The 22,174-nt window shown below is 63.2% G+C and carries 24 protein-coding genes; 10 read left to right on the top strand and 14 right to left on the bottom strand.

Going from position 1 to position 22,174, the window contains the following annotated elements; translation table 11 throughout:
• Positions 1 to 169: 169 nt before the first annotated feature.
• On the bottom strand, positions 170 to 361 hold the full coding sequence (locus ACTHL0_RS22080) for a hypothetical protein (protein ID WP_440569037.1): 192 nt from the start codon (positions 359 to 361) through the stop codon (positions 170 to 172).
• Between the two features lie 185 nt (positions 362 to 546).
• A complete protein-coding gene (locus ACTHL0_RS22085) occupies positions 547 to 768 on the bottom strand; it encodes a hypothetical protein (protein WP_440569039.1) in 222 nt (73 codons plus the stop codon).
• A gap of 232 nt (positions 769 to 1,000) precedes the next feature.
• Between ACTHL0_RS22085 and ACTHL0_RS22090 the strand changes: the two genes are divergently transcribed.
• From ACTHL0_RS22090 to ACTHL0_RS22100, 3 genes are all read left to right on the top strand, one after another.
• Entirely contained in the window at positions 1,001 to 1,651 is a 651-nt protein-coding gene (locus ACTHL0_RS22090) for a GNAT family N-acetyltransferase (RefSeq protein ID WP_440569040.1), read from the top strand.
• 4 nt (positions 1,652 to 1,655) lie between these two features.
• The gene (gene sctU, locus ACTHL0_RS22095; protein ID WP_440569041.1) at positions 1,656 to 2,720 is read left to right on the top strand and encodes a type III secretion system export apparatus subunit SctU; all 1,065 of its coding nucleotides are present in this window, start codon (positions 1,656 to 1,658) and stop codon (positions 2,718 to 2,720) included.
• 190 nt (positions 2,721 to 2,910) lie between these two features.
• Entirely contained in the window at positions 2,911 to 4,299 is a 1,389-nt protein-coding gene (locus ACTHL0_RS22100) for a sigma-54-dependent transcriptional regulator (RefSeq protein WP_440569042.1), read from the top strand.
• A gap of 235 nt (positions 4,300 to 4,534) precedes the next feature.
• Here ACTHL0_RS22100 and ACTHL0_RS22105 read toward each other — a convergent pair whose 3' ends face one another.
• Positions 4,535 to 4,870: a hypothetical protein gene (locus ACTHL0_RS22105; protein ID WP_440569043.1), complete on the bottom strand. Its 336-nt coding sequence runs from the start codon at positions 4,868 to 4,870 to the stop codon at positions 4,535 to 4,537.
• A gap of 324 nt (positions 4,871 to 5,194) precedes the next feature.
• On the opposite strand from ACTHL0_RS22105, the gene ACTHL0_RS22110 reads away from it, so the two are divergent.
• Positions 5,195 to 7,939, top strand: coding sequence for a hypothetical protein (locus ACTHL0_RS22110; RefSeq protein ID WP_440569044.1), 2,745 nt, complete (start codon positions 5,195 to 5,197; stop codon positions 7,937 to 7,939).
• An 8-nt stretch (positions 7,940 to 7,947) separates the two neighbouring features.
• Here ACTHL0_RS22110 and ACTHL0_RS22115 read toward each other — a convergent pair whose 3' ends face one another.
• Positions 7,948 to 8,388, bottom strand: coding sequence for a hypothetical protein (locus ACTHL0_RS22115; protein WP_440569045.1), 441 nt, complete (start codon positions 8,386 to 8,388; stop codon positions 7,948 to 7,950).
• A 502-nt stretch (positions 8,389 to 8,890) separates the two neighbouring features.
• Here ACTHL0_RS22115 and ACTHL0_RS22120 point away from each other — a divergent pair.
• A complete protein-coding gene (locus ACTHL0_RS22120) occupies positions 8,891 to 10,645 on the top strand; it encodes a diguanylate cyclase (protein ID WP_440569046.1) in 1,755 nt (584 codons plus the stop codon).
• On the opposite strand, the gene ACTHL0_RS22125 is transcribed toward ACTHL0_RS22120, so the two are convergent.
• Together ACTHL0_RS22125 and ACTHL0_RS22130 are read right to left on the bottom strand one after the other, a co-directional pair.
• Positions 10,611 to 12,521: a hypothetical protein gene (locus tag ACTHL0_RS22125; RefSeq protein ID WP_440569047.1), complete on the bottom strand. Its 1,911-nt coding sequence runs from the start codon at positions 12,519 to 12,521 to the stop codon at positions 10,611 to 10,613. The two genes, ACTHL0_RS22120 and ACTHL0_RS22125, sit on opposite strands and share 35 nt — an antisense overlap.
• 126 nt (positions 12,522 to 12,647) lie before the next feature.
• Entirely contained in the window at positions 12,648 to 14,453 is a 1,806-nt protein-coding gene (locus ACTHL0_RS22130; protein ID WP_440569048.1) for a sensor histidine kinase, read from the bottom strand.
• 360 nt (positions 14,454 to 14,813) lie between these two features.
• On the opposite strand from ACTHL0_RS22130, the gene ACTHL0_RS22135 reads away from it, so the two are divergent.
• The 5 genes from ACTHL0_RS22135 (at position 14,814) to ACTHL0_RS22155 (ending at position 18,793) form a co-directional block, all read left to right on the top strand.
• A complete protein-coding gene (locus tag ACTHL0_RS22135) occupies positions 14,814 to 15,965 on the top strand; it encodes a hypothetical protein (RefSeq protein ID WP_440569049.1) in 1,152 nt (383 codons plus the stop codon).
• Between the two features lie 141 nt (positions 15,966 to 16,106).
• Positions 16,107 to 17,375 (top strand): hypothetical protein, encoded by a 1,269-nt coding sequence (locus ACTHL0_RS22140; RefSeq protein WP_440569050.1) that lies wholly within the window; start codon positions 16,107 to 16,109, stop codon positions 17,373 to 17,375.
• On the top strand, positions 17,372 to 17,815 hold the full coding sequence (locus tag ACTHL0_RS22145) for a hypothetical protein (protein WP_440569051.1): 444 nt from the start codon (positions 17,372 to 17,374) through the stop codon (positions 17,813 to 17,815). The genes ACTHL0_RS22140 and ACTHL0_RS22145 overlap by 4 nt, the downstream gene beginning before the upstream one ends.
• Positions 17,816 to 17,979: 164 nt before the next feature.
• Positions 17,980 to 18,411, top strand: coding sequence for an STM2901 family protein (locus ACTHL0_RS22150; protein WP_440569052.1), 432 nt, complete (start codon positions 17,980 to 17,982; stop codon positions 18,409 to 18,411).
• A gap of 1 nt (position 18,412) precedes the next feature.
• The gene (locus tag ACTHL0_RS22155) at positions 18,413 to 18,793 is read left to right on the top strand and encodes a DUF1493 family protein (protein ID WP_440569053.1); all 381 of its coding nucleotides are present in this window, start codon (positions 18,413 to 18,415) and stop codon (positions 18,791 to 18,793) included.
• A 129-nt stretch (positions 18,794 to 18,922) separates the two neighbouring features.
• Here the strand turns inward: ACTHL0_RS22155 and ACTHL0_RS22160 are convergent, their stop codons facing one another.
• The 8 genes from ACTHL0_RS22160 to ACTHL0_RS22195 form a co-directional block, all read right to left on the bottom strand.
• A complete protein-coding gene (locus tag ACTHL0_RS22160) occupies positions 18,923 to 19,180 on the bottom strand; it encodes a hypothetical protein (RefSeq protein ID WP_440569054.1) in 258 nt (85 codons plus the stop codon).
• Positions 19,181 to 19,198: 18 nt separating this feature from the next.
• Entirely contained in the window at positions 19,199 to 19,483 is a 285-nt protein-coding gene (locus tag ACTHL0_RS22165; RefSeq protein WP_440569055.1) for a hypothetical protein, read from the bottom strand.
• Between the two features lie 152 nt (positions 19,484 to 19,635).
• Positions 19,636 to 19,923: a hypothetical protein gene (locus ACTHL0_RS22170; protein ID WP_440569056.1), complete on the bottom strand. Its 288-nt coding sequence runs from the start codon at positions 19,921 to 19,923 to the stop codon at positions 19,636 to 19,638.
• Positions 19,924 to 20,176: 253 nt separating this feature from the next.
• A complete protein-coding gene (gene rpsU / locus ACTHL0_RS22175; RefSeq protein ID WP_421026413.1) occupies positions 20,177 to 20,389 on the bottom strand; it encodes a 30S ribosomal protein S21 in 213 nt (70 codons plus the stop codon).
• Between the two features lie 96 nt (positions 20,390 to 20,485).
• Positions 20,486 to 20,653, bottom strand: coding sequence for a hypothetical protein (locus ACTHL0_RS22180; protein WP_440569057.1), 168 nt, complete (start codon positions 20,651 to 20,653; stop codon positions 20,486 to 20,488).
• A 30-nt stretch (positions 20,654 to 20,683) separates the two neighbouring features.
• Complete coding sequence (locus tag ACTHL0_RS22185) at positions 20,684 to 20,923, bottom strand: hypothetical protein (RefSeq protein WP_440569058.1); 240 nt, start codon at positions 20,921 to 20,923, stop codon at positions 20,684 to 20,686.
• Positions 20,924 to 20,999: 76 nt separating this feature from the next.
• Entirely contained in the window at positions 21,000 to 21,287 is a 288-nt protein-coding gene (locus ACTHL0_RS22190; protein WP_440569059.1) for a hypothetical protein, read from the bottom strand.
• A gap of 401 nt (positions 21,288 to 21,688) precedes the next feature.
• A partial coding sequence (locus tag ACTHL0_RS22195) for a TetR/AcrR family transcriptional regulator C-terminal domain-containing protein (protein WP_440569060.1) occupies positions 21,689 to 22,174 on the bottom strand: 486 nt, incomplete at its 5' end.

A 22,174-nucleotide genomic window follows, 5' to 3' on the forward strand; every position in this document is an offset into this window, starting at 1 on the left:
CTCGCCGACTTCCTTGTTGAGCGCCTGTGCGCCCGTCGAATCGCCGCCCATATCGACGCTCGAACCGTCCGACAGCGTAACGTTGTTGTGAGTATGCGAATGGCTCATGTTCAATCTCCTTGCACGAGAAAAAGTGGGAAAAAAGGATTTCCAAACAACGATCAAACGATTACTGGTACTTCGCGCCGTCCGAAGCGTCCTTGTTCATCGCCTGCATGCTTTGCAGCGTGTCCGATTCTGTCTTGAACTTCGTGTTGATGCCCGTCGCCGCCGTCTGATACTTGAGTTCCATGTTGGCGGTTTCAGCTTGCGCGTTCAGCGCGTTGTTGATCGTGCCTTGAATGTCATTGGTAATGGACATCAAAATTCCCCTTTCACTTAAGTCCGCGGACGCAGCAGCGCTCAAAGTCTCGTAGATCGCGCATCACCACACCCCGTTTCATGAGCCGCCGACCGGCAGCTCCCCCTTCCTCGCCACGGCGAAACACCGCAATGCCAGGATTCCCGCTGCGTGCCGGGCCGAAAGCAGCGCCCGCCACACTCAATTCAGTTGTAGCCGCCCTTCTGAACGCCGTCCTTAACGACATCCGAAAGACTTTTCACGCCTTCGACCTTCGCATGCATAATGCTGTTGAAAGTCGTATGCTGTTCTTGCAAATTCAGCGTCAGCATTGACATCTGCCGATATGCGTCGAGCGACTTTGTCATGTCACCCTCGCCACCTACTGAACCGATAGCCTGTGTGATATCGAAATCCTGAGCCGACATAATTCGCGCTCCTTATCTAATTCCGTATTGATCGCGATTATCTGCATTTCTCGTTGCACATCATCGCTGCCTTCCCCCCATTGGTAACGGCCTTTTTTCAACAGTTCATCGATTCGTTTAAAAAATTCTTCGCGGCGGTCCCACCGAACGCGATCGCCCCGGACGTTACAAAGAACCCAATACGTGCGTGCGCGCGCCGCGCGCTTCGTCAATGCTCGAGGGGGATCTCTATATGGAAGCGACACTGCAAGCGGATACCGGCGCACCGGCGCAGGCTGCGCCAGCGGCTTGCGCCGCCTTGCCGGCGCGGCCGGCGTTCACGACGGAGCGCCTTGCCTTCGTGCCGCTCGCGCCCGAGCACGTCGGCGATCTGGGTTCGATGCAGGACGACGCACGGGTGTGCCAATACTTGAGCGACGATGTCTATACGGCGCACGACAGCGCGCTTGGGCTCGTGCGCTATTCAGAGCAGCAACATGCCGAGCAGCCCGGGCTCGGCATCTGGCATGTCAGCACACGCGCCGACGGCCGCTTCGTCGGGATCTTCAGCCTGCACTACGTGCCGGCCCTGAAATCGGTGCAGCTGGGCGTCGTGTTTTCGCGCGGAGGCTGGGGCAAGCGCCTCGTGCCGGATTTCGGGCGTGCCGTGCTCGACTATGGGTTCCGCTATCTCGGCCAGTCGCGGCTCGTTGCGCTGACGGATCCCGGCAACCGGCCCGCCGCGTTCTGGCTCGAAACCTATGGGTTCCGGAAAAAGGCCGACGTACTCGTAGGCGACGTCCCGCAGGTGCTGTTCGTCATCGACAGGGCCACGTGGGATGAACTGCACGGCAATGCGGGCGGCGAGCCGTTCGCATGGCGGGCACGGGTAAAGCGCGGCTGATCGAATGTCGAGCGACAAGACCGAAAAGCCCACACCCAAGCGGCTGCGCGACGCGCGCAAGAAAGGGCAGATTCCGAAGAGCCAGGACGTCACGTCGACGTTCGTCTTCATCGTGGTAATGGGGTTCGTGCTCGGCGCTCGATCGATCATCTGGCAGTGGATCGAGCATTTCTCGGATTTCGTGTTCCGTGTCGCGTTCACGGAGGACTTCAATGTCGAGCTGCCGCATCTGCTCACCACCACATTCATTGCGATCGTCGTGCTCGTCGTGCCCGTCTATATGGCCGCCGGGCTGACAGCCGTGATCTCGGGCTTCATGCAGACGGGCGGGCTCATCACGATGGAGCCGCTCACGCCGAAGCCGGAGAAGGTCAACCCGATGGCGGGCCTGAAGAAGATCTTCTCGGGCAAGACGGTCGTCAACTTCGCGATGACGATGGTCAAATCGGCGTTGCTCGCGCCGCTGCTCTACGCCTATATCAAAGGGGCACTGCCCGATCTGATGCGCGCAAACCAGATGAGCGCGGTATATATCGGCATCACCGGCTTCCTGCTCGCGCTGAAGATGATGTTCTTCGCCGTGCTCGTGTTTCTGCCGATGTCGTTCGTCGATCTCGCGATGCAGATCTACTTCCACATCGATCAGCTGAAGATGTCGAAGCACGAGGTCAAGCAGGAATACAAAGAGACCGAGGGCGACCCGCTCGTCAAATCGAAGCGCAAATCGCTCGCCAAGCAGATGGTGCTCGGGCCGCCGGCCAAGGCCATTGCGCAAGCATCGGCCGTCGTCACGAACCCGACGCATTTTGCCGTGGCGATCTACTACAACCCCGAGGAAACGCCGCTGCCGGTCGTGGTCGCGAAGGGCGCCGACGAACGTGCGGCCCTGATCCGTGAAATCGCCGAAGAAGAAGGCGTGCCGATGATCCGCAACGTGCCGCTCGCGCGGCAGCTCTATGCCACCGTGGAAGAGGACGAGTTCATCCACAGCGACCTGTTCGAGCCCGTGGCCGAACTCCTGCTGTGGGCCGACGAGGTCCGCCAGGCAAGGCTTGCCGACGATGCTTAAAGGCGCGCGATGGCCGGAGCCCCATGCCATGTAAGTAACCTGCTGAAAGAAAATAGTACGGCATTCAAAGCGCCAACCTGCGTAAAATGGCATGTACGTTCGATTAGAACGCCACGCCGTTCCCTGTTTCGCCGCGCCGGGTTTCCGGCCTCACATTCGATTTGACAGACTTGCTGCCGACGCTCTTCCGATGATGGCTTCGACTTCGCTCACACCCGTTCCCGATACGGCGCCACGCGTGGTCCTCGTCGAAGACGACATTCACCTGAACCAAAGCCTCGCCAAGACGCTCGAGCTGGCCGGCTTCGAGGTCACGGCCTTCACGTCCGCCGAGGCGGCGCTGCCGCATTGTGCACAATTCGAGTGCGAAGCCGTATTGGCCGATCTCTATCTCGAAGGCATGACCGGCATCGAACTGCTCGGCGAGCTGCACGCGCGCGACGCCGAGCTGCCCATCATCGTCATGACGGCGCAAAACGATATCGCCACGGCGTTGCGCGCGCTGCGCGAGGGCGCCTACGACTTCATCGGCAAGCCGTTCGAGCGGCAATACGTGACTACGCTCATGAAACGCGCGGTTGCGCAGCGGCGGCTCGCGCTCGAAAACCGGGCGCTGCGCGAGCGGATGGCGAGCGCCACGGGGCTCTTGGGCATCCTGCGCGGGGGGAGCCCCGCCATGCAGCGCCTGCGCGATATTGTGCTGCGCGTCGCGGCCTCGCGGGCCGACACGCTCGTGCTCGGGGAAACGGGTACCGGCAAGGAGCTTGTCGCACGCTGTATCCACGAGTTCAGCGGCGCGCGCGGCAGGCTCGTCGTGCTCAATTGTCCGGCCATACCCGATCAGGTCTTCGAAGGCGAGCTGTTCGGCCACGAACCGGGTGCGTTCACGGGCGCGGGCAAGGCGCGCGCGGGGAAGATCGAACAGGCCGACGGCGGCACGCTCTTTCTCGACGAAATCGACGCCATGCCGCTGCATTTGCAGGCGAAACTGCTGCGCGTGATACAGGATCGCGAAGTCTGCCGGCTTGGGTCGAACGAACGGATTGCCGTGGATTTTCGCGTCGTGGCGGCGACGAAGGTCGATTTGAAGGCATTGAGCGATGCTGGCAAGTTCAGGCTCGATCTGTACTACCGGCTCAACGTGCTGCCTTTGACGATCGCGCCGCTGCGCGAGCGCAAAGAAGACATCGCGATGCTGTTCACGCATTACGTCGACGATGCAGCGCAGCGCTTCCGGCAAACGGCGCGCAGTACATCAGCCGAACTGATGCAGCAACTCGCCGCCTACGATTGGCCCGGCAACGTGCGCGAGCTCAAGGGCACGGCTCAGCGCTTCCAGTTAGGCTTGCCGATCGGGCTCGAGCAAGAGGCCAACAGCGGCGACGCGCAACCGCGGCCGTCGCTGGCCGAAATCGTCGCATCGGTCGAGCGCGAGATGCTCGACGCCGCTTTGCGGCGGCACCGCGGCGCCATAGCCGCGATCTGCACCGAACTCGGCGTCACGCAAGCCACGCTCTACCGCAAGCTCAGCGCACACGGCCTGCGCCTGGGCGACTATCGCGCCGACGACAGCACTTAGTGCCCTGTCCCGCAAGTTCCTTTGATATGAAATCGCCCATTTGGCCGCCAGGCGGCGTCGCTCGTCGTTGCCATAGCTACGGCTATGGCGCCTCCTCGCTTCTTGCCTGACGAGCTTTGCATGGGGCCGGTGTAAGCGCTAAAGCGCTAACTCCGGCCGACACCAAATGGACAATTTCATTTATCAAACAACTTACGGGACAGGGCACTAGCTGCCGCGCCGACGCCCATCGCGCTTACATGTAGCTGCGCGCCGTGGATGCGACCAACTCCTCCGGCCCCATCTCCGCCGTCGCCGCCAGTGTGGCGGCACCGCCCGCCGCCTCGGTGGCACCGCCCACGGCGTGCAGCGCCCCGTTGAACCCGCCCTTCACCCCATGCGTGAAGTCGTGCGCGGCATCCTTGAAGCCCTGAAACGGGTGCCCGTGCACGGTGTCTTTGACGAAGTCAGTCGCTGCTTTGAACGGTGCGGTTGCGAGGCTTTCCGCGCCATGCACGGCACCTTCGACCATGTGCTCGACGCCATGCACGACGTGGTGGATCGCATTGCCGATATCGCTGAATATGCTCATGATTAGCTCTCCTATAGAAACGTTGGGACACGCAACCCCGCTTTCCAATACGCCGGAATCGCATTGATTGAGTAACCGCAACGGGCATTCGCGTTCAACGCATCGCAAACCGATAAGCGAACGACACGCAAAGCATCGATACAGCCCGGTCTGCACTTTTTCGGAACGATGGCACGCACGGCGTTACCAACAAACGCTTGCGTCAGCTTTTTCGCCGCGGCCCGCCCTCGTCGAACGGCAAGCGTTCTGCTGCGCCTTCGCGCGCGCGGGCTTTCTTTTTCGGCGGGGGAATTCACCCGTTGCCATTCGCGAGGACACTCTCCGATGCCGTCGCTTTCGATTGCCAGCTCATCCAGCCATCGCAGCCATCAAGTTCATCCTGACGCCGACGAGCATGAGCCCCGCGAGTCTGCGCCTCCCGGCGGCAACCGCGAATCGCGCGTCGCATTCACGTCACCGTCGGCACGCGGCGAGTTCGTCATCGTCATCGACGACAGCGGTACAGGCGACGCGCACGGCAGGTCCGCCACACCGGCGCCCGCCACGTCGTCGCGACTGTCGCAGCTCATCGGCGGCGTCCGGCAGTGGGCCCACACGCAATCGCAGCACTTGAAGGGTGCAGACCTCGCAAAGGCCGTCGGCACAGAGTTCGTGCGCGCCTATCTCAGCACCGCGATCGGCAAGACCGTCGGCGGGCTCGTCGAACAGCAGGTCGAGAACTGGGTGCTCCCGCGCCCCAACGCGCAGTTCGCCCTGGCGACCGCATGGCCGGCGGCTTCAGCCGTCGTGAACGCCGCGTTTGCGGGCTATGCGGTCTACGGCATCGTGAAGGCGTTCGAGAAGCCCGAGCGGCCGCGCAACCAGTTGGCCGTGGCAGCCGGCGGCGCGGCTGCGGGCATCGCCTCGCTGCTTGCGGTCGGCCCCGTGACGGCGATCGTATCCGGCGCTCCGCGCGCCAACGCCGCACGCTTTGCGGCCGAGCAATTGAGCTACGCCATCTATGCGATGGTGCGGGAATCCGTCGTGTTCGCCTCATCCGGGTTCGGCCCCGAATTGAAGTCGCGCAAGGAGGACGGGAGCACCGGATCGCTGAAACTCTCGTTCGGCTCCGTGGGGATCTCGGTACCGCTCTATTCGGCGTCGAGCATCGCGATGAACTACAAAGCCTCAACTTCGTTCAAGAACCGTTTCGATCCGCCCACGCTCGCGAATAGCGAGGGGGGCGAGTTGCGCTATGCCGCGGTCATGCAGAAAGGCATCGCGTTCGACAAGATGTTCGCCAATCCTTTCGTCGAGGGGCTGCATCAGGCCGTCGTCGTGCTGGCAAAGGCCGCCGTCGGCCATGCGCCGACCGTCGTCGTGCCGCAAGGCGGAGCGTCGGGATGGTTCGCCGGCTGGCATGGCAAGCACATCAAAACCGGCACGCCTGCCGTCGGCCCCGATGCGTCGGCCACAGATGCGGCGCCGCGCTTCCAGTTTTCCACGTGGAGCGGGGCGATGGCACTCAAGGCGATTCCGAACGCGATGTCGCGCATCGTCTCGAACAGCATTCCCGACAGCCCGCTGAGCGTCTGGCAAGCGAAGCATCCGCACAAGCACGATGTCATCCGGCTGCTCAAGGCCGCGTTCATTGCCATCAGCGATTACCGCAGCTGGATGCTCGTCGAGACGGCCACGCAGGGCCACGAGCGCGTCGACGGCGTGCTCGAAGCAAGCGTGCGCCCGCGGCCCGAGGAGTCGTGGCGCGACGAGTCGCTCGGACGCAGCTCGAACGGCACCCCATCGCCGCAATTCGAACGCGCGGATTCGATCGGGGCGGGCTCGATCCGCGCAGACTCGCCGCACGCATGGGACGCCGACGATGAGCGAGAGACGTTCTACGACAGCTCGAGCGAGGATTTCGACGCGCGTTCGGAAGCGCTCGGGCGCCGGCAGGAACCGGAAAGCGAGGTGTTCTACGAGAGTTCAAGCGGGGAATCCGAAGCCAGTGCCGGAACGTACGAGCATGAAGTGGAACACGAACACGACAGCTTTTTCGATAGCTCGAGCGAGGACTTCGATGCCCACCCACTGACGTTGGCCCGTCGGGACGGCGATGAGGCCAACGCCTCCCACGCGGAGAACGCCGAAGCCAGTCCAGCGACGAACAGGCGCGCGACAGAAGACGACGATGCGGCCTTTCTCGATCGTTTGCTCGACGCGCAAGGGGACCGCTTGCCAGCCGCTGGCAGCGATTCCGAAGGCGAAGTCGACGCGGACACGTTCGACCGGCTGCTCGACGAACCGGCGCAGCAGACCGAACACGCGCCGCATGCCGAAGCGCCCGCGAGTGCCGGCACTCAGTTCCACGACGACTGGCAAATCGTGCCGCATTCACTGCCGCCCTCACCTCGCGAGCCAGTCGATGAGCATCAGGCGAATGCCGGCACGCTCGTCGCCACGCAATCGCAGCCGCAGTACTTCGTGGATATGCCGGAGGACGCCGAGGCACAAGGGCAAGGGCACGGACACCGTCACGAGGCCCCGCGCGATCCCGGTTCGTTGGGCAGTGCGCCGCATGACGTTTCCATCGAAGAAGTCGATCCGCACACACGGGCCAACGTGCAGCCGCACTTCGTCGAGGAACCCGGCAGCGCGCGCGTGTTCGTCGAGGGCCGACGCGAACGCGCGGAGCAGCAGGCGCAGCCGGCACCGTCAGGCCGCGCGCGGATCGAGGGTGAGCCGCAGCGAGAACAAAGAGCACAGAGAGAACAAAGAGCACAGCGCAACGAGGACTCGCAGGCACGGCCGCATATGACGCTCGCCGAGCATCTGGCGCAGGAGCGGCAGCAGCAAGCAAGGGCCACACGCACGGCTGCGCCGGCGCAGCGCGACCATGCCCGGCAAGTGCTCGAACAGAACGGCGATGCAATGAGGCAGACGATCGACCAGCTCGAAACGCAGCGCCACCTGGAAAACCTGCGCGATCAGATGCAAGCGCGCACGCAAGGGGCAGAGACCATGCGGCGGCGACGCGGGCCGCTCGCGAAGGTCCGAAATGCGTTCAAGAAGTTAAGCGGGTCGCGTTAGACCGGAAATCAAGCCCAACCTATCGTGTCGAGGTCGCCGGCGAAACCCCGTACACCGGGCCCGACGGCAAAATGCGCGACCACGGCGTCTTCGACTTCTTTCAGCAGCGCGCGATCTGCGACCGCAGCATCCAACCGTTCGATGAGTCCCGACAGCGCGCCGCGGTGCCCTTCATATGCCTGCGCACGCTGTGCCTCCAGGGCCGGCCACGGCGATTGCGCCAACGATTCGCTCATGACCCAGGCCAGGTCGTGCAGGCTTTCCAGCGCGAAATCGCGGAATGCCTGCAAGCGCACGGCGTCGATGCCGTCCGTGCCGACGAAACGGTGCGCCTCGAGGCGTGCATGCGCGAGGGCCAGCACACCTTCGATCGCCAAGGCATGCCAGGACCCGGGCAATACCGCATGGTCGAGCGCCACCGCCACTTCGGCGTCGGCGGCGGGATCCAAGCGACTCCGACACGTCGGCACGTCAGGTGTCTGCGGCACGATGCTTCTGCGAACTTCCGACATGGCTCTGCCCTCGTTATTTCCTGACGAATTCGGTATTACGGTTGTCACTCGTGTGTAACAACTTGGGCCGCCGAGTTCACGAAACACTGTGATAGGGTGGCTTTCGTGCTATCTGCCCCGGAGCAAAAGCGGGTGATTGGATGATTTCAGCGTAAGGAAATCCTGAACGGCGCCGCCAACTGAGGCCATTTCATGCGCGACACGTCGGCCGCAACCGTTATTGATCTTGTTGTGCGGGCGTTTCGAACGCGCGTGCGTGCGTTGCGCGTTTGGCGTTTACGAGTAAAGGTGAATCCCTTTTACTGCTAATTTCTCACAGGATCGTGCCGTAGACTACGGGATGCGCCGAGGAACGCGAAAACGTTTGCCGGCACGAATAAGGTACCAAAAAAGTTCCGATGAGCAATAACCCATGACCCTCGTCCATTCTTTGAGGACCATGCCGATTACGCGCCTCGTGGCGGTCATCGTCGCGAGCGTTTTCGTCGTGGCGATGCTTCCGTTCGGCTGGCTCGTTGCGCGCGAATGGTCGGCGAGCAACGGTGCTGGTGTGGCGCTCGATGCGTTCGAGAGCTATCGGGCCACGCTCCTCGTGATGGAAAAAGTATCGGTAGAACGCGGCCCAACCAATGGCGCCCTCGGAGAGGACCTGCCGATACCGTCCGCGCGCATGGAAGCACTCGTCAATGCGCGGGCCGAAAGCGATCGGCGCATCACCTATCTGCTCGGCGTCCTTCATCGCGGCGCGTGTCCCCGCGACTGTGCACACGAAGCGCACCGGATCGAGTTGATGCGAACCGATCTGCAACGGGGCCGTGCCGCCGTCGACGCGCTGCTTGCGTTGCCGCTTGCCAGACGCGAACCGGCAGCGATCATGCGCGCGGTCGGCGGCATGATCGCCATCATTCCCGAACTCGCGCCGCCGCTCGACGACATCTCCCTCGCGGTGTTGAGAGGGTCGCCCGAGACGCTGAACTGGGTCGTCACCACCCGCCTCTTGGCCGATTTTCGCGAGTATGCCGGGCAGTTGGGCTCGCAGTTCACGGCGGCCCTTGCGGCGCGGCGGCCCCTCACCGCCGATGAGCTCCTCGCGATCGAACAAGTTCGCGGCCGCGTTGTCGAACTGCACGCGCTGATCAAGAACCGTTTGACCAGCAACCCGCAGCCCGAGGTCGTCCGCGTTGCGCTCGAGCGGATGGAGCATGAGTACTGCGGCACGGGCATGGACTACGCGAACCGCGTGCGGGCGCTCTCGATACGCGGCGCCGCCACCGACATCTCACCGGCGAAGTTCGCGGCCGATTATGTCCCGCCGATGCGCTCGATCACGGCGCTGCGCGACGTACTGCTCGATCTCTCGCAGTCCGACCTGCAGGTGCGGCGCACGAAGGCACTGACTCGGCTGCTCGCCACCGTGCTCGCCGCAGTCGCGATCGCCATTGCCCTCGGCACCATCCTTTCGATCGTGAGGAAGCGCGTCGTCGAGCCATTGCAGCGTGCCGCACAGATGATCGAGGCCATTGCGGGCGGCGATTTGAGCGCAGATGTTCCCGCGACCGCTTATAACGCCGAAGTCGCCAAGCTGCTCGATTCCATCGCCATGCTCAATGCGAGCCGAATCGAGAAGATGCGGCTCGAAACGGTACGCGACCGACTGCTCATCGAAATGAAGCGCCTGTCCGACACCGATTCGCTGACGGGTCTGCCGAACCGGCGCGCGCTCGAAAAGAAAGCGAAAGTCCAGTGGTGTCTCGCGAACCTGGAAGAACCCGACTACGCCGTCATCGCGTTCGATCTGGACCACTTCAAGCGGGTCAACGACACCTATGGCCACACGGGTGGCGACAGCGCGCTGCGCATGGTCGCGCAGCTGTGCCGCCAAACGCTGCGCGCGACCGATATCGTTGCGCGCGTGGGCGGCGAAGAGTTCGTCGCACTGATGCGCGTGCGCGGTCACAACCAGGCGGTCGCCGCAGCGGAACGCATGCGCGCAACGATCGCCGAGGCCACGATCGCGGCTGACGACGGGCGCACGTTCTCGGTCACGGCAAGCTTCGGCATCGCCTGGTCGCGCGGCCCCGCTGCGCCCGATCTGACCCGCCTCATGAAATGCGCGGACGAGCAGCTCTATCGCTCGAAAGACGCGGGGCGCAACTGCGTCATGGCAGAACGGGCCGAACCCGTTTCCCTTTGATGAGCGAGCGCCAAACGGAGCGCGTGTGCGCATCGCGCGGCGGCTCCGCTGCGCCTTTTGCCGTGGCCTCGGCCACCGCCTTCGGGCTCGACAGACGTAACCAGTATTCGCCACGCCCTCCACCGAGCGTGCGCGATCGAAGCTGCGTTTGAATCGCCAGCGCCGCCTCGGCCGCAATCGTGAGCTCGAGGCAGAGTGCGCCCCCCTCCACCGGTTCCTTCGCATGTTTTTCGAGCGGGCGCGACAACAAGACGTCGTCGGTTACCTCGCCCTCGAATGCAACGTAAAGATCGACGCCGTCGTCCGTTGTGCGCGAGCCGATCAGCACCTCGCCCCGCGCGTCTGCCTCGACACGCAGCAGATGGTCCACGACGCTGGCGACAATGAGAATCAGGCGATCGACATCGCACCAGACGTGCTCATCGGCCACATCGAGCCGCACGGCGTCGACGCGTGCGCCATACCGCGCGCCGGCGATCCAGAGCACTTCGCTCATGGCCGCGCGAAGCGTCACGGCACCCGAGAGCCCATCGCCCTTGCGGCAAAACACGTCGAGCCGCTGAACCATGGAGCGCAATTCGTCGACGGCTTCGAGCAGGTTGGACAGCCGCGCGCGCAGCGCGGCCTCATCGCGCCGGTCGAACGCATCGCGCAAGTCGCCCGCTAACCGTTGCGCATCGGCGAGCGGCCCCTTCCAGTCCGCATTGAGCGAAGTCACGAGGCTGCCGACGAGCGCCATCTTTCCGGCGTGAATCAAGGCCTCCTGCGTGCGGCGGCGCTGGTGGGACGCTTCGCGATCGAGCGCCATCAGCTGCGAACGCGTAGCCGCGCCTGCCGTTTGCGTCTCGCGGCGCAACTGAAGCCCGCGCTTGAAGAAATGCAGTGCGTAGTCGATCGCGTTTTCCTTGGCCGTAATGGCGGCCAGCCGCTCAAACATTTCCCGCAGCTCGTTCTTCATTTGCAGGCGCCCGAGCGCATCTTCCGCGCGTTGGCGCCAGCAGCAGGCCTTCGCCACTTTCTTCTGCATGCCGCGCAATTCCGCGAATCGTGCATAGGCGATCGCCACGTAATTCGGCGACCCGCAGTGGCGCGCAATGCGCCAGAGGCGCATGGTGTAATACCCGCCGCGCTCGAGGTCGCCCAGCAGCAGGTGCAAGCGGCTCGCCACATTGATGCAGACAGCGCGAATGCAGACAGCCTCCTCGTCGAATGCCGGCGAATCGAGCCGCGCCAAAAGGCGCAACGCCTCGCGCACTTGATCTTGCGATTCGGCTGCGCGGCCGCTTTCGGCCAGTGCATTGCCGTATTCGGCGCGGGCCTCCGCCAGCGTGCAAAGATGAACCCAACGCGTGGGGTCGGTCGGCTGCGCCTCGTCGCGCGTCACGGCCTCGGTCAGACATTCGATCGCGGACGCGTACGATTGCTGGCGCAAATCGACAACGCCGATATTGTTGAGCACCCGCCGCACGTAGATCTCGTCGCCAGCCTGCCTCAACATGGCAAGCGCTTCGCCGTACAGCTGAAGGGCCCGCTCAGCCTCCCCGACGATATCGAAGCAAACGCCGCGCAAGTTCAGCATGCGGCCTGCTTCGACGGCACGCCCCTCGCATTCGAACAGCTGTTGCGCTTCCACTGCCAACGGATAGCAGAGATAAACCTCGTCGCGGCTAGCGAACACATGCGCGGCCGCCGCGAGCGCGTCGGCACGAAGACGCGGATCGGCGCAGCGCTGCCCGAGATCCACCACGCTCATGGCGAGCGCCGCTGCGCGGCCAAGGTCGGTGCGCTGCGTCTCTTCGAGCGTGGTCAGCGCGGCCCTGAGCTCGTGTGTCAGGTCCGCCGGTGCCGCACCTGCGGTACGTCTACCGCCATTCATTTCGCACACGTCGTTCATCCCGTGTCTGGCTGGCTCCGCCGCAGCGCCCCTTCTCATGGGCCCGACGTGTTCCCAATACTTTCCCGTACTTCTCATCGCCTTCTCGTTCCCTTCCGACGCTAAGCGCTACGCGAGCCGCAAGCCGATGCGCAGTTCGGCGCCCCCGCTCGGATGATTGCGCGCACTAAGGTGACCGTTCATCTGAGCAACCATATCGCGCGACAGTGCAAGCCCGAGACCGAGCCCCACACCGGCAGGCTTCGTCGTGACGAACGCTTCGAACAGATTGCGCTCGACCTCGGGCGTGAAACCCGGCCCGCGATCCCTGACGACAAGCTCCACGTGCGTCTTCGATATAGGCTCGGCGAAAACACCGATCACGCGGTCGGCGCAGGCCGCCGTCGCATCGATCGCATTGCCGAGCAGATTCACGAGCACGGCCACGAGGCTTGCAGAATGCCCCCATGCGGCCATGTCGAGCGCTTCGTAGCGAACCTCATGGCCGCCTTGCACCAAGCGGTGTGCGATCATCGCCACGGCCTCTTCGACGGCCAGGCGCAGAGACACGCGTTCGAGGCCAGGCGGCACGCGCTGCGAGAACGCGTCGAACTGCAGCGTCAACTGCCCGAGTCGCCTCGCCACCCGCTCGATATGTGCGATGTCGTCCGCCAACATGTCCGTCTTGCCGAGCTCCACCACCTCGATGCTGTTCTCGATGGCAAGCCGCAACGCGGCAAGCGGGTTCTTGAATTCGTGATTGATGCCCGCGGCAGCCCGGCCGAGCGTGGCGAGCCGCCCCGCATCGGCAGCCTGCCGGCGTTGGCCCAGGGCATGGCGCTCGCGCTCGAGCTCGCGCGCAAGCAGTTGCGTGCGCAACGCGGCACGCCTGCGGTTCAACTCCGTCTCGAGTTGTGCGAGCAAGCGGTACTGCGCCAGCGCTTCGACGGCATCGCCGCTTGCCTCCGCCGTCGCGGCGATTTTGGCGACGACCCCGCACCGGCTGTCGTGGAGGCCCTGTTCGTCGAATGCCTTGGCAGCCCGTTCCCATCGCTCGCGCGCGGACGCGAAGCGGCGCTCGAAAAACGCGATTTCCCCCAGCAGGTCGTGCGCGTGCGCAATCGGGACCGGCCAACCCGCGCGCTCGGCCAACTTCTTCGCGCGCACGGCGAGCCGCTCCGCCTCGCCGCAGCGCCCGGCGGCAAGGCACGCCTCGCCGGCCGTATGCAACCGCAGGGCGAAAAATGCGAGTTCGACCTCGTCCGCCGACTCGCGCGTGACGTCGCTGACATAGGCCAGCGCGACAGCCGCATGCGCCGCGGCCGCATCGATATCGTCTTCGCGCGCCGCTTGCCGTGCCACGCCGAGGTGTGCCGATATCCAGTTGCTGCGTACGATCGGCAAGAGACCCGCCACAGGTGCATCGAGCAACAGATCGATCGCGCGATCGAGGGTATCGATGCCGGCCTCGTATTCGCCGCGCGATACCTGCGAAATGCCGATCTGATTGAGGACGACGGCCGCGCATGGCCGCGCTGCGACATCGAGAAACAGTGAGAACGCCTCGTTCATGAACGAGGTTGCGCTCTGCACGTTGCAGACATGCTCGTGCGAAAGGCCCCGATAGTAGAGCGCGCACGCGGCACCCAGTACGTGCCCCTGCCCCTCGAACCGCCGTTGCGCTTCCACCGCACAATCGTCACCGCCGGTGCAATCGCCACGCTGAAGGTGCGCCGCCGCGAGCCGCAACAGCGCGGCGGCGAGCGCGTTCTGATCGGCGAGCGAGCGCGCCCGCTCGACTTGCGCGCTCGCGTCGTCGAACGGAATCGGATCGGTGCAAACGAGCGCACGCAACGTCACGTCGCGTCCGGCGGCCATGGCCTGGGCATAGCTCGCCACGGTCGTCGGACACAGAATGACCTCTATTTGAGCCATGGCAACGGTGAATTAAAGACGAAAGCGAAGCGGCCCAACATATCATCTCTGCGCTGGTGGGTCATGCATTCGAATATGAATTCCCAGACTGTGGGACGGCAAGAACCCACACGAACTTCGTGGGCCTGCGCGTTACTCATTGCGATGCAAGCCCCGTCGTCACGACCGGGCGAGGATGCGTGTCGACGTGTCGACGTGCGGGGAGCGGCGCGTGAAGATCGATCGGAAAGTACCGGAGGCGACAGACGGCGAAGCGTCATCTTACGGTCGCATTGCCGCGACCGGCAGCCACGCCCCTGCAATTCGCATCGGCAACCGGTTCGCGCACCGTCACGTCAGTGCGGGAAGAGGTGACATGAGATGAGGACCGGTTCGATCAGAGGGCGCGATACGATCCACGCGGCAGATGGGCCGAGCAGCGCGGGGCCGAGCTCAGCGGTACAGCAGACAGGGCTGCAATTCGCGCGTCGGGACGGGCCGCGCCCCGTGACATTGCAGTCGCTGATGCGTTTCAGCGAGCGTGTGATGAATCGGCCGAGGCCACCCGGCATAGCGTTGCCGAGTACCGTAGGCCGCCGCACCTACGCCATTCGCGCCGATCAAGCCGGATATCTGTTCATTCGTGCCGCGCAGGGGCGGCATGTCCACGGCGAGGACCTGGCTGTCCTGCATCGCGGCCAAGTCGCACTGGAGCGCGCACGCGATGCGCTGCCGCATGGGCGAGCCAACGTCGTGGGCGAGCCCCCAAGCGCGATGGAACGTGCGAGCACGTTACGCCATGTCACCTGGCCGCGCGTGAGGGACGAGGCGATGGCTGGGCTCCAAGGTCACCCCGATCCTCGCGCGGTCGTGGTGGGCAACTATGCGGGCGCTGCGACGTTCATGGGGGCCGGAAACTGCGGAGACCATGGCGCCGTCGGGCTGATTGCGCTCGGCAAGCTGATCGGCCGGGGCGAGCAGGCGCTGTTGATGACCCATCCCTGCGATCACAACTGGGCAGTGCTGTCGCGCAACGATCGCGCAACGAATGTCCAACCCGACGATGTGGTCGTCGACGCCTGGGCCGAGGGACCGGCAATCATGGCATCGGATGGACGCTTCTGGAACCCGGAACAGGTATCGGTGGCCGCGCGGCTGGCGCCGCGAAGTGGGCGGCTCGCCGCCGCCACCGCGGAAGAGACCAAAGCGCGGCTGGCCGCCACGACGACACCTCAAATGGAAGTCCAAGCCTTCTACGAGCGGTATTCGGGTACAGACATGACGATGTGGACGAGTACGCCGGTGCTCGATGAGGCACGTGCGCGCGCAGCCTTGACGGATGCGAACGAACCGAAGAACGTCCCGTCGCGTGACAGTGACGAAAAGATCGGGTTGCGCCAGCAGGTGCTCGCTGCGGGCGTTGCCCGATCGCTCGGGGTGGGGGTCGGCGACGCAGCCAGGATGGCACCGGCCGTCATCGAGGCGGCCGCCAATCTGGCGGGATGGCGCGCCGGCCAGATCGACAACGAGTGACACGACGCAGCCGGACAGCACAGCGGTACGCACGTTCGGTGCTGTGTCGCCTACCGAACGTTGGCGGAAATCCGAAAAAACGGCTGAACCCATCTGGTTCTTTCGGTACGAATGAAATATCGGAAGCACGCGAGGCATGCAATGCGAGTAAACAGTCCCATCCATACGAACCCCGCGACCCACGGCGATGTCGAGCCGAGTCCGCACACCCGTTCCGCGGCGCAAGCGTCCGGGGCGTTCAACGGACACCCGGTGAGCATCGGGCGTCCGGACGGCGCGAGCGTGAGCCGCTCGATCGGCAAGGCAGCGAAGGTCGTGAAGCGGCTTGCCCAGCGGCTGACGTCGGGTACGCGCCAGGCTCAACGCGAGCCGCAGCGGACGGAGGTCGCCCTTCCCATCCCCCGCGATTACGGTTGGCCGCTCGGCCTCATGGTTCGCCAGAACCTGCAAGCGATGCATCCCGACGACGCGTACGAAGCGGCATTCGCTACGCACGAGGCCCGCGTCGGCCCGCAGGTCGAGGAGTCGGCCGCGCACCGTTTCGGCCACACGCACGTCGACGACGAGACACTCCGAGCGCAGCTGCATGCGTGGGCCAATGGGGAAGACGGAACCCACGACGACGCAGACGTGAAATATGCGCACGACTCGTCGCCCGGCAGCGGCCGTTGGAGCGAGTCCGATGTGTCGCGCAGCGCGTCGCCCGGCACACACTCGGACGGATCGATGAGCCCCCGCTTCGATGAATCGCCGACGACGGCGGTGGGTACTGACACGCGCACGCATTTCGGCGCGGGGAGCGCGCACTCGACTGCGTCGCACGAATCGGAGATCGTGGAGGTTCACGATGACGGTGCCGCACAGTCGACGCGGGCCCACGATGCGTCAACGAGCGGAAGCCGGCGTGTTCGCTTCGCGCCGGAGGTCAATGTGCGAACGCTTGCGGCAGATGAGACTCACGTCGATGAAAAGGCGCCGCTCCACAGCCGCGATCATCGTGCGGTCAAGCCCAAGGGTCACAAGCCTGATAGCCCCGAATACCGCGAATTGTCGCGGCAGCGATCGATCAATCAGGCTGCGTGGGAGACGGTGGTCAGGATGAAGAGCCCACGTATGCCGGCTGACGAACGCAAGATGACGGCGGGAATGTTCAAGCAGAACCAGATTCGCTTCGACGTCAAAAGGCAGAACAGGATTGCTGCTGAGGATGAGCCACAGGTATTGGCCGTCGCCACAGCGCTCCATCGGGCGACAGGGCCGGCGCCGTCCCGCTCATTTACGGGCAAAGTGAAAAACCTCGTTCGCAGCCTCGTACCGCAACGTTCGAGTGCGCCGGAAGCCGGCCTCATCCGGATCCCCGGCCCGGATCTGCGCCGCGATGCCAGTGAGTTGAATGGGGAACACGCATGAACTACGCGGCCTACGCCAACCTGCTCGCCGAAGTCTGCGCCGCGGCGGGCCTTGAAGACGCAGCACGCCTCGTGGACGGAGGTCGGCTCGAGGTGCTCGGTCATACGGTGACGTTTTGCTACGACGAGGCGGTCGACCAGAAGCATGCGGCAGTCGTCATCGATCTCGGCGAAGTACCGGAGCACGAATGCGAGAAGGTGTTCCGCACGGCGCTCGAAACCAACGCGCACGCGAAGTCGCCACGGGATGGGGTAGTGGGACTGGACGCGGAATCGTCCCATCTCAGCTACCGCTTTTTCGTCCCGTTGGACGGCACGTACAGCGCGGCCGCAGTCCTCGAAACCATCGCGGACCTGCTCGCCGAGCACGAGCCGGAGAATCCCGACTTTGAAGCAGCCTCTGAATCGCTGCCTTTACCGGGATTGCGCACACGCGTATGAGCGCGCGCAGGGAATGCACTCAGTACCGACTGTCGGCCAACAGGAACAAGGAGACAGTCCGCGAGACGAGAGCCTTTTTTGACCGATGGGGTAAAGTAGCGCGCTCGCGGGCAATTGACTGACGTTGAGAGAGCAACGTCTCGCCCATGAGATCGGAGATAACAATGAGCGAAAACACATATAGCTACCACCAATTTCGGAATCTCACGCCCGCTGGTCTGTTTGTATGGGTCGCATTTGACGAAACCTGCAAGCAGTTAGGTCTTGATGACCTCGCCAGCGCATCCGCGATGCTTCTCGGCATGAATGATGTTCCCGTACCGGGAAAGCTCGGTGGCGCAGTGCGCGGCACTTCGGTCGTTTCCATGGCTTCGCGCAAACTACTTCCCTATCAAATTGCTACGCGTCTCCCCACGATTACGAGAGCGGGCCTCGGGGGGCTCCGCATTGCAATGACTCGCAATCTGGGCGCTTTCGTCGGCCGCACGATCCCGGTGCTCGGAGTAGTGATGCTGTCGCGCGACGCATTCCTGATCATGCGACACACGATCGCTTCTTACAATCGCCTCGTAAAGCCAGAAGACCGGGTGCTTTGATATGGACGATGCCGTCTGGAACAAACTCGAGGCGTTTGCGCGGGAGGAACTTGGACGGCCGCTCCTAGGCGGCCGCTTGAAGCTGACGCCCGATAGCAGGCTAGAGGAAGACCTACGCTTGACAGGACTCGACGCTGTCGAATTCATCGACAAGTGGGCAGAAGAGTTCAACGTCGAAGCACAGGGCTTCCCATACGATCGGTACTTCGGCCCCGAGAGCTTGGACGTAATAAGGTCGATCCTTGGATTATTCTCTAAGCGCTTCCGGGACCCGGAGCTGGTGCCGCTGACGCTGGGCATGTTGGCCGAGGCGATGCGACGTGGTCGTTGGAACACCGAGGAGATCGAAGCGACCGCCGGCCGGCACCTACCGAGCCCATGAACCGAGCGTGCGGACATGCGGCGTTAGCCTGGCTGTCGTTCCCGCGATGCCGCCGCCTCACCTCGTTTACCTGCCTGACGAAGCTGCAATCGACAACATCACCGCGCGACGGTGGACGCCCACCTTCCGTTACGCGATGGGGTCACCATCCACGACGATCACTCCAAGGAGCACATCGATCGCAGCTCGCCCAGCGGCTTCAGCGATGAGGTATGCCCAACGGCGTGTATAGGGCCCGTTGTGCAGCGAAATCTTGCCTCCGCGCTCACCCACGACACGAAAATTGTCGCCGCCCTTGATCTGAAACGTGACGTCGTAGAGATCCACTGCGGACTGACTAAGCTCGACATGGATCTCAAATCCGCGGTACTCAATCATCCGATACATGAGACGCTCCGTTGGGAGTCAGAGGCCAGCCAGTAACCAGAGCTGGTGTTCGCTTTCAGTGCCGCGAACCAGTGCATAAGCCCGCATCTCGGCCCGCTCGGGAGGCTCAATGGACTCCGTGCCGGAAAAGTCGTTCCACGCATCGTTCGTGATCGAAGTGGGCGCACCGCGCGTTCTCGCGAACACGTGCAGCAGACGGCTGGCGTCGCGGCGCAATACACGGCGGTTAGCGTTCAGCACATACGGCTCGCAGCCGGCGCGCAGCACAAGGTAATGCGGAATCAAGTCGAGATTGATTTGCACAGCCAATACCGGTCTGGAGGAATCCCCGCGTTCGGCTCATCACTTCGCAGTGCGGTCTGCCGCTTGCCACCGCGGGTCGCTTCTCTAAACGGCCGTAAAACAGCCGAGCATCAGCAGATCCGGTCAACTGCTTTACTAAGCTCGTAGCGCGTTCACATATCGACGACAGAAGCTCCGCTCACCTTCCCGTCGATGATGTCTTTTCCCTGCTGCCGGGCGGCACGCCTCGCCACGCCTAAATCGGAGAATGCATGGGGCTGGTTCAGCCGGAAAACCCGGCTTGCGGGGGAGCTTGCTATCGAGGCCGGACGACATATCCGCACCGCAATGTCATACCCTTCGGCGTAACGGGAATGTCCGTCAAAGCGATTGAACCTGCGAGGAAAAACAAGAGGGTGAAGTTCGTACCCCTGGTAGATAAGAAACGCGGGTGTCGACATGTTGGTCACTCCACAGGGGGGAGGCCCACTATACTCCGGAACAGGCAATGCAGGGCGAAGCAGATTTTTTCCGAATTGCATTGCCCGAACGTGCCGGTGCGCGTGAGGTCGACCGCCGAGTTCGCAAAGCGGCGCATGTCCGCACTGTTATCCATCTTCTTTCCGAAGGCTGACGAGGGCTATCCGCCTCGTTCTTCCTCCGCCATACGTAAGCGGCCCCTATGGGTACGCTCAACGGCAACAACACTTCGGCTCAGTACAGCTTCCTCGGTGGCAACGACCGTTTGATCTGCTTTCGGAGCCGGGCCACAGCGGCAGCCTTCTTTCGTTTGCGTTTCGCAGTCGGTGTTTCATAAGCTGTTCTGGCCCGTAGTTCCTTGATCAGGCCAGTGCTCTCGATCGAACGTCGAAAGCGACGCAACGCGACTTCCACGGGTTCGTTCAGCTTGGGAGTTACAGTAGTCAATTTTTTTCCTATCGTGAGTTTGCGCCGTGAACGTGTGAACGTCCGCACAGTGTTCGCTGCTCCTGCTCCTGCTCCATTCCGTTGCGATGGGTCCCTTCAGCCAAAGGGTACGCCCAGCCACACCTGCGCCCATTTTTTTGCATAGGCAATGGTGTCTTCCCGCACGTCGAACCTAGCAAGATCCCCGCTTCGATAAACGCCCTGCTCGCGCCCGTCCGCAGGACTGGTGCTCATGCGGGTCGGCTTCCGCGCGACCATGTTCATTGCGCCAGTCGCGTAAGTGGGTTGGCCGCGTCACGCGTTCAGTAGGGCCATGATCTGGCCAGCCTCGCGATCCGAATCGCAGCTCGCCATGCCGTCCTTGCGCAGCAGTGCGCGGACCGATATGAACATCAAGTACGCATCCGCATCGACCTCGTGGCGACCGTCTCGGATGACGCCTTCGAGCTCGGCGCGAGCCCCTGACGGTAGAAACCGGTCGACAAGGCCGGAACCGTCGCGTTGAATCCAACTCAACACATTCGACCTATCCATGTGAAACCTCCGATGATGTCTGCGTGTCCCGATCAGGACTTGCGTCGACGAGCTCGGGTGTGGAGCGGGGCGCGATTCACAGTTCCAGATCCAGGATGCTGGCGTCTTCGGAACACGCGTCAATGAGGTGTTCCGCGTAGGCAGCCGACGCACGCCGCGCGTCTCCGGTGTTGGGGAAAGGACTTGCCGCAAGCCGGAATACGCGGCTGCGAGGCGCTTCCCCCGAGGTTCCCTGCTCCTGGATGCGCACGGCAGCGTCGAACCCTTCGTCGTAGTTGCGCCCGTTTCCGGGCTCGGTGGCGCGATGTGGATAGACTAGTGGATAAACCTCTAGCCCGCGGTAGAGACGAAAACCGGTTGTCATGAGAATACCTTTGAGGCCGCGTCAACTTGCGACCAATCGGGAAAGGAGTGTGAGCGACTGAGTTCAGTCTTCACTTGCCCGGCCGCGTTGTTCGGCCGGTGATGAGAGTGGGCGGCCCTATCCCGTTCGGGAAAGGCGACTGAGGAGGCGCAGAGAGGGCTGTGGACCAATCAATGCTTTCATGCTACACCGATTGCCCTACTTGTACAGCGAATGTTTTTGCCCCAGCTTCTTTCACGAAGCCGGCAAGCCAGATCGTCGGCATGCGCGGCGCCAAGCTCGGCGAGGATGTCGCTGCCAACCAGCGTCCGTCGCCAAAGACAGGACCATCCGACTTTACAGTGGCTGGATATATCAGCCGCTTGCATACCCTTCGGGCCTCGTCCTCCGCTTCTTGCCCGTTAGATGCCACCGTGCGCGGCGATGAACATCGCGACGGCGGACCGGCAATAGGATTCGATTTCGTTGCTGTCCTCTGCTCTCGCCTCATCAAAGCGTGCGATAAGCAGCAGATCGGATCCTTTGAAAAGCGCCGCAAACAAGCGGGCGGACCGGAGAGGATCGGGCACGTTCAGAACCGCCTTTGTGTGCAACTGACGCAACAGGGCCTCGATTTGGGCGATGACGTAGGCAGGCCCGGCTTCGTAATGGAGTTTGCTTAACGACTTTTGATTCGTCTTGTCGGCCAAAACCATAGCTTCGACACTGCGGACGTCGGGACTCAACAGCGTGCGAAGCAGGGATGATCCCACCGCCATGAGCTGATCTTCGGCCGAACCGTCGACGCCTTCAAAAAGGGCCTGTGGTGCAAACTGATGGCAGTGGGCCGCCATGGCCGCGCTGAACAGCGCCTCCTTGTTCTCGAAGTGCCGATAGATGCTGAGCTT

It is taken from the genome of Trinickia sp. (assembly GCF_051961175.1).
Taxonomy (GTDB): domain Bacteria; phylum Pseudomonadota; class Gammaproteobacteria; order Burkholderiales; family Burkholderiaceae; genus Trinickia.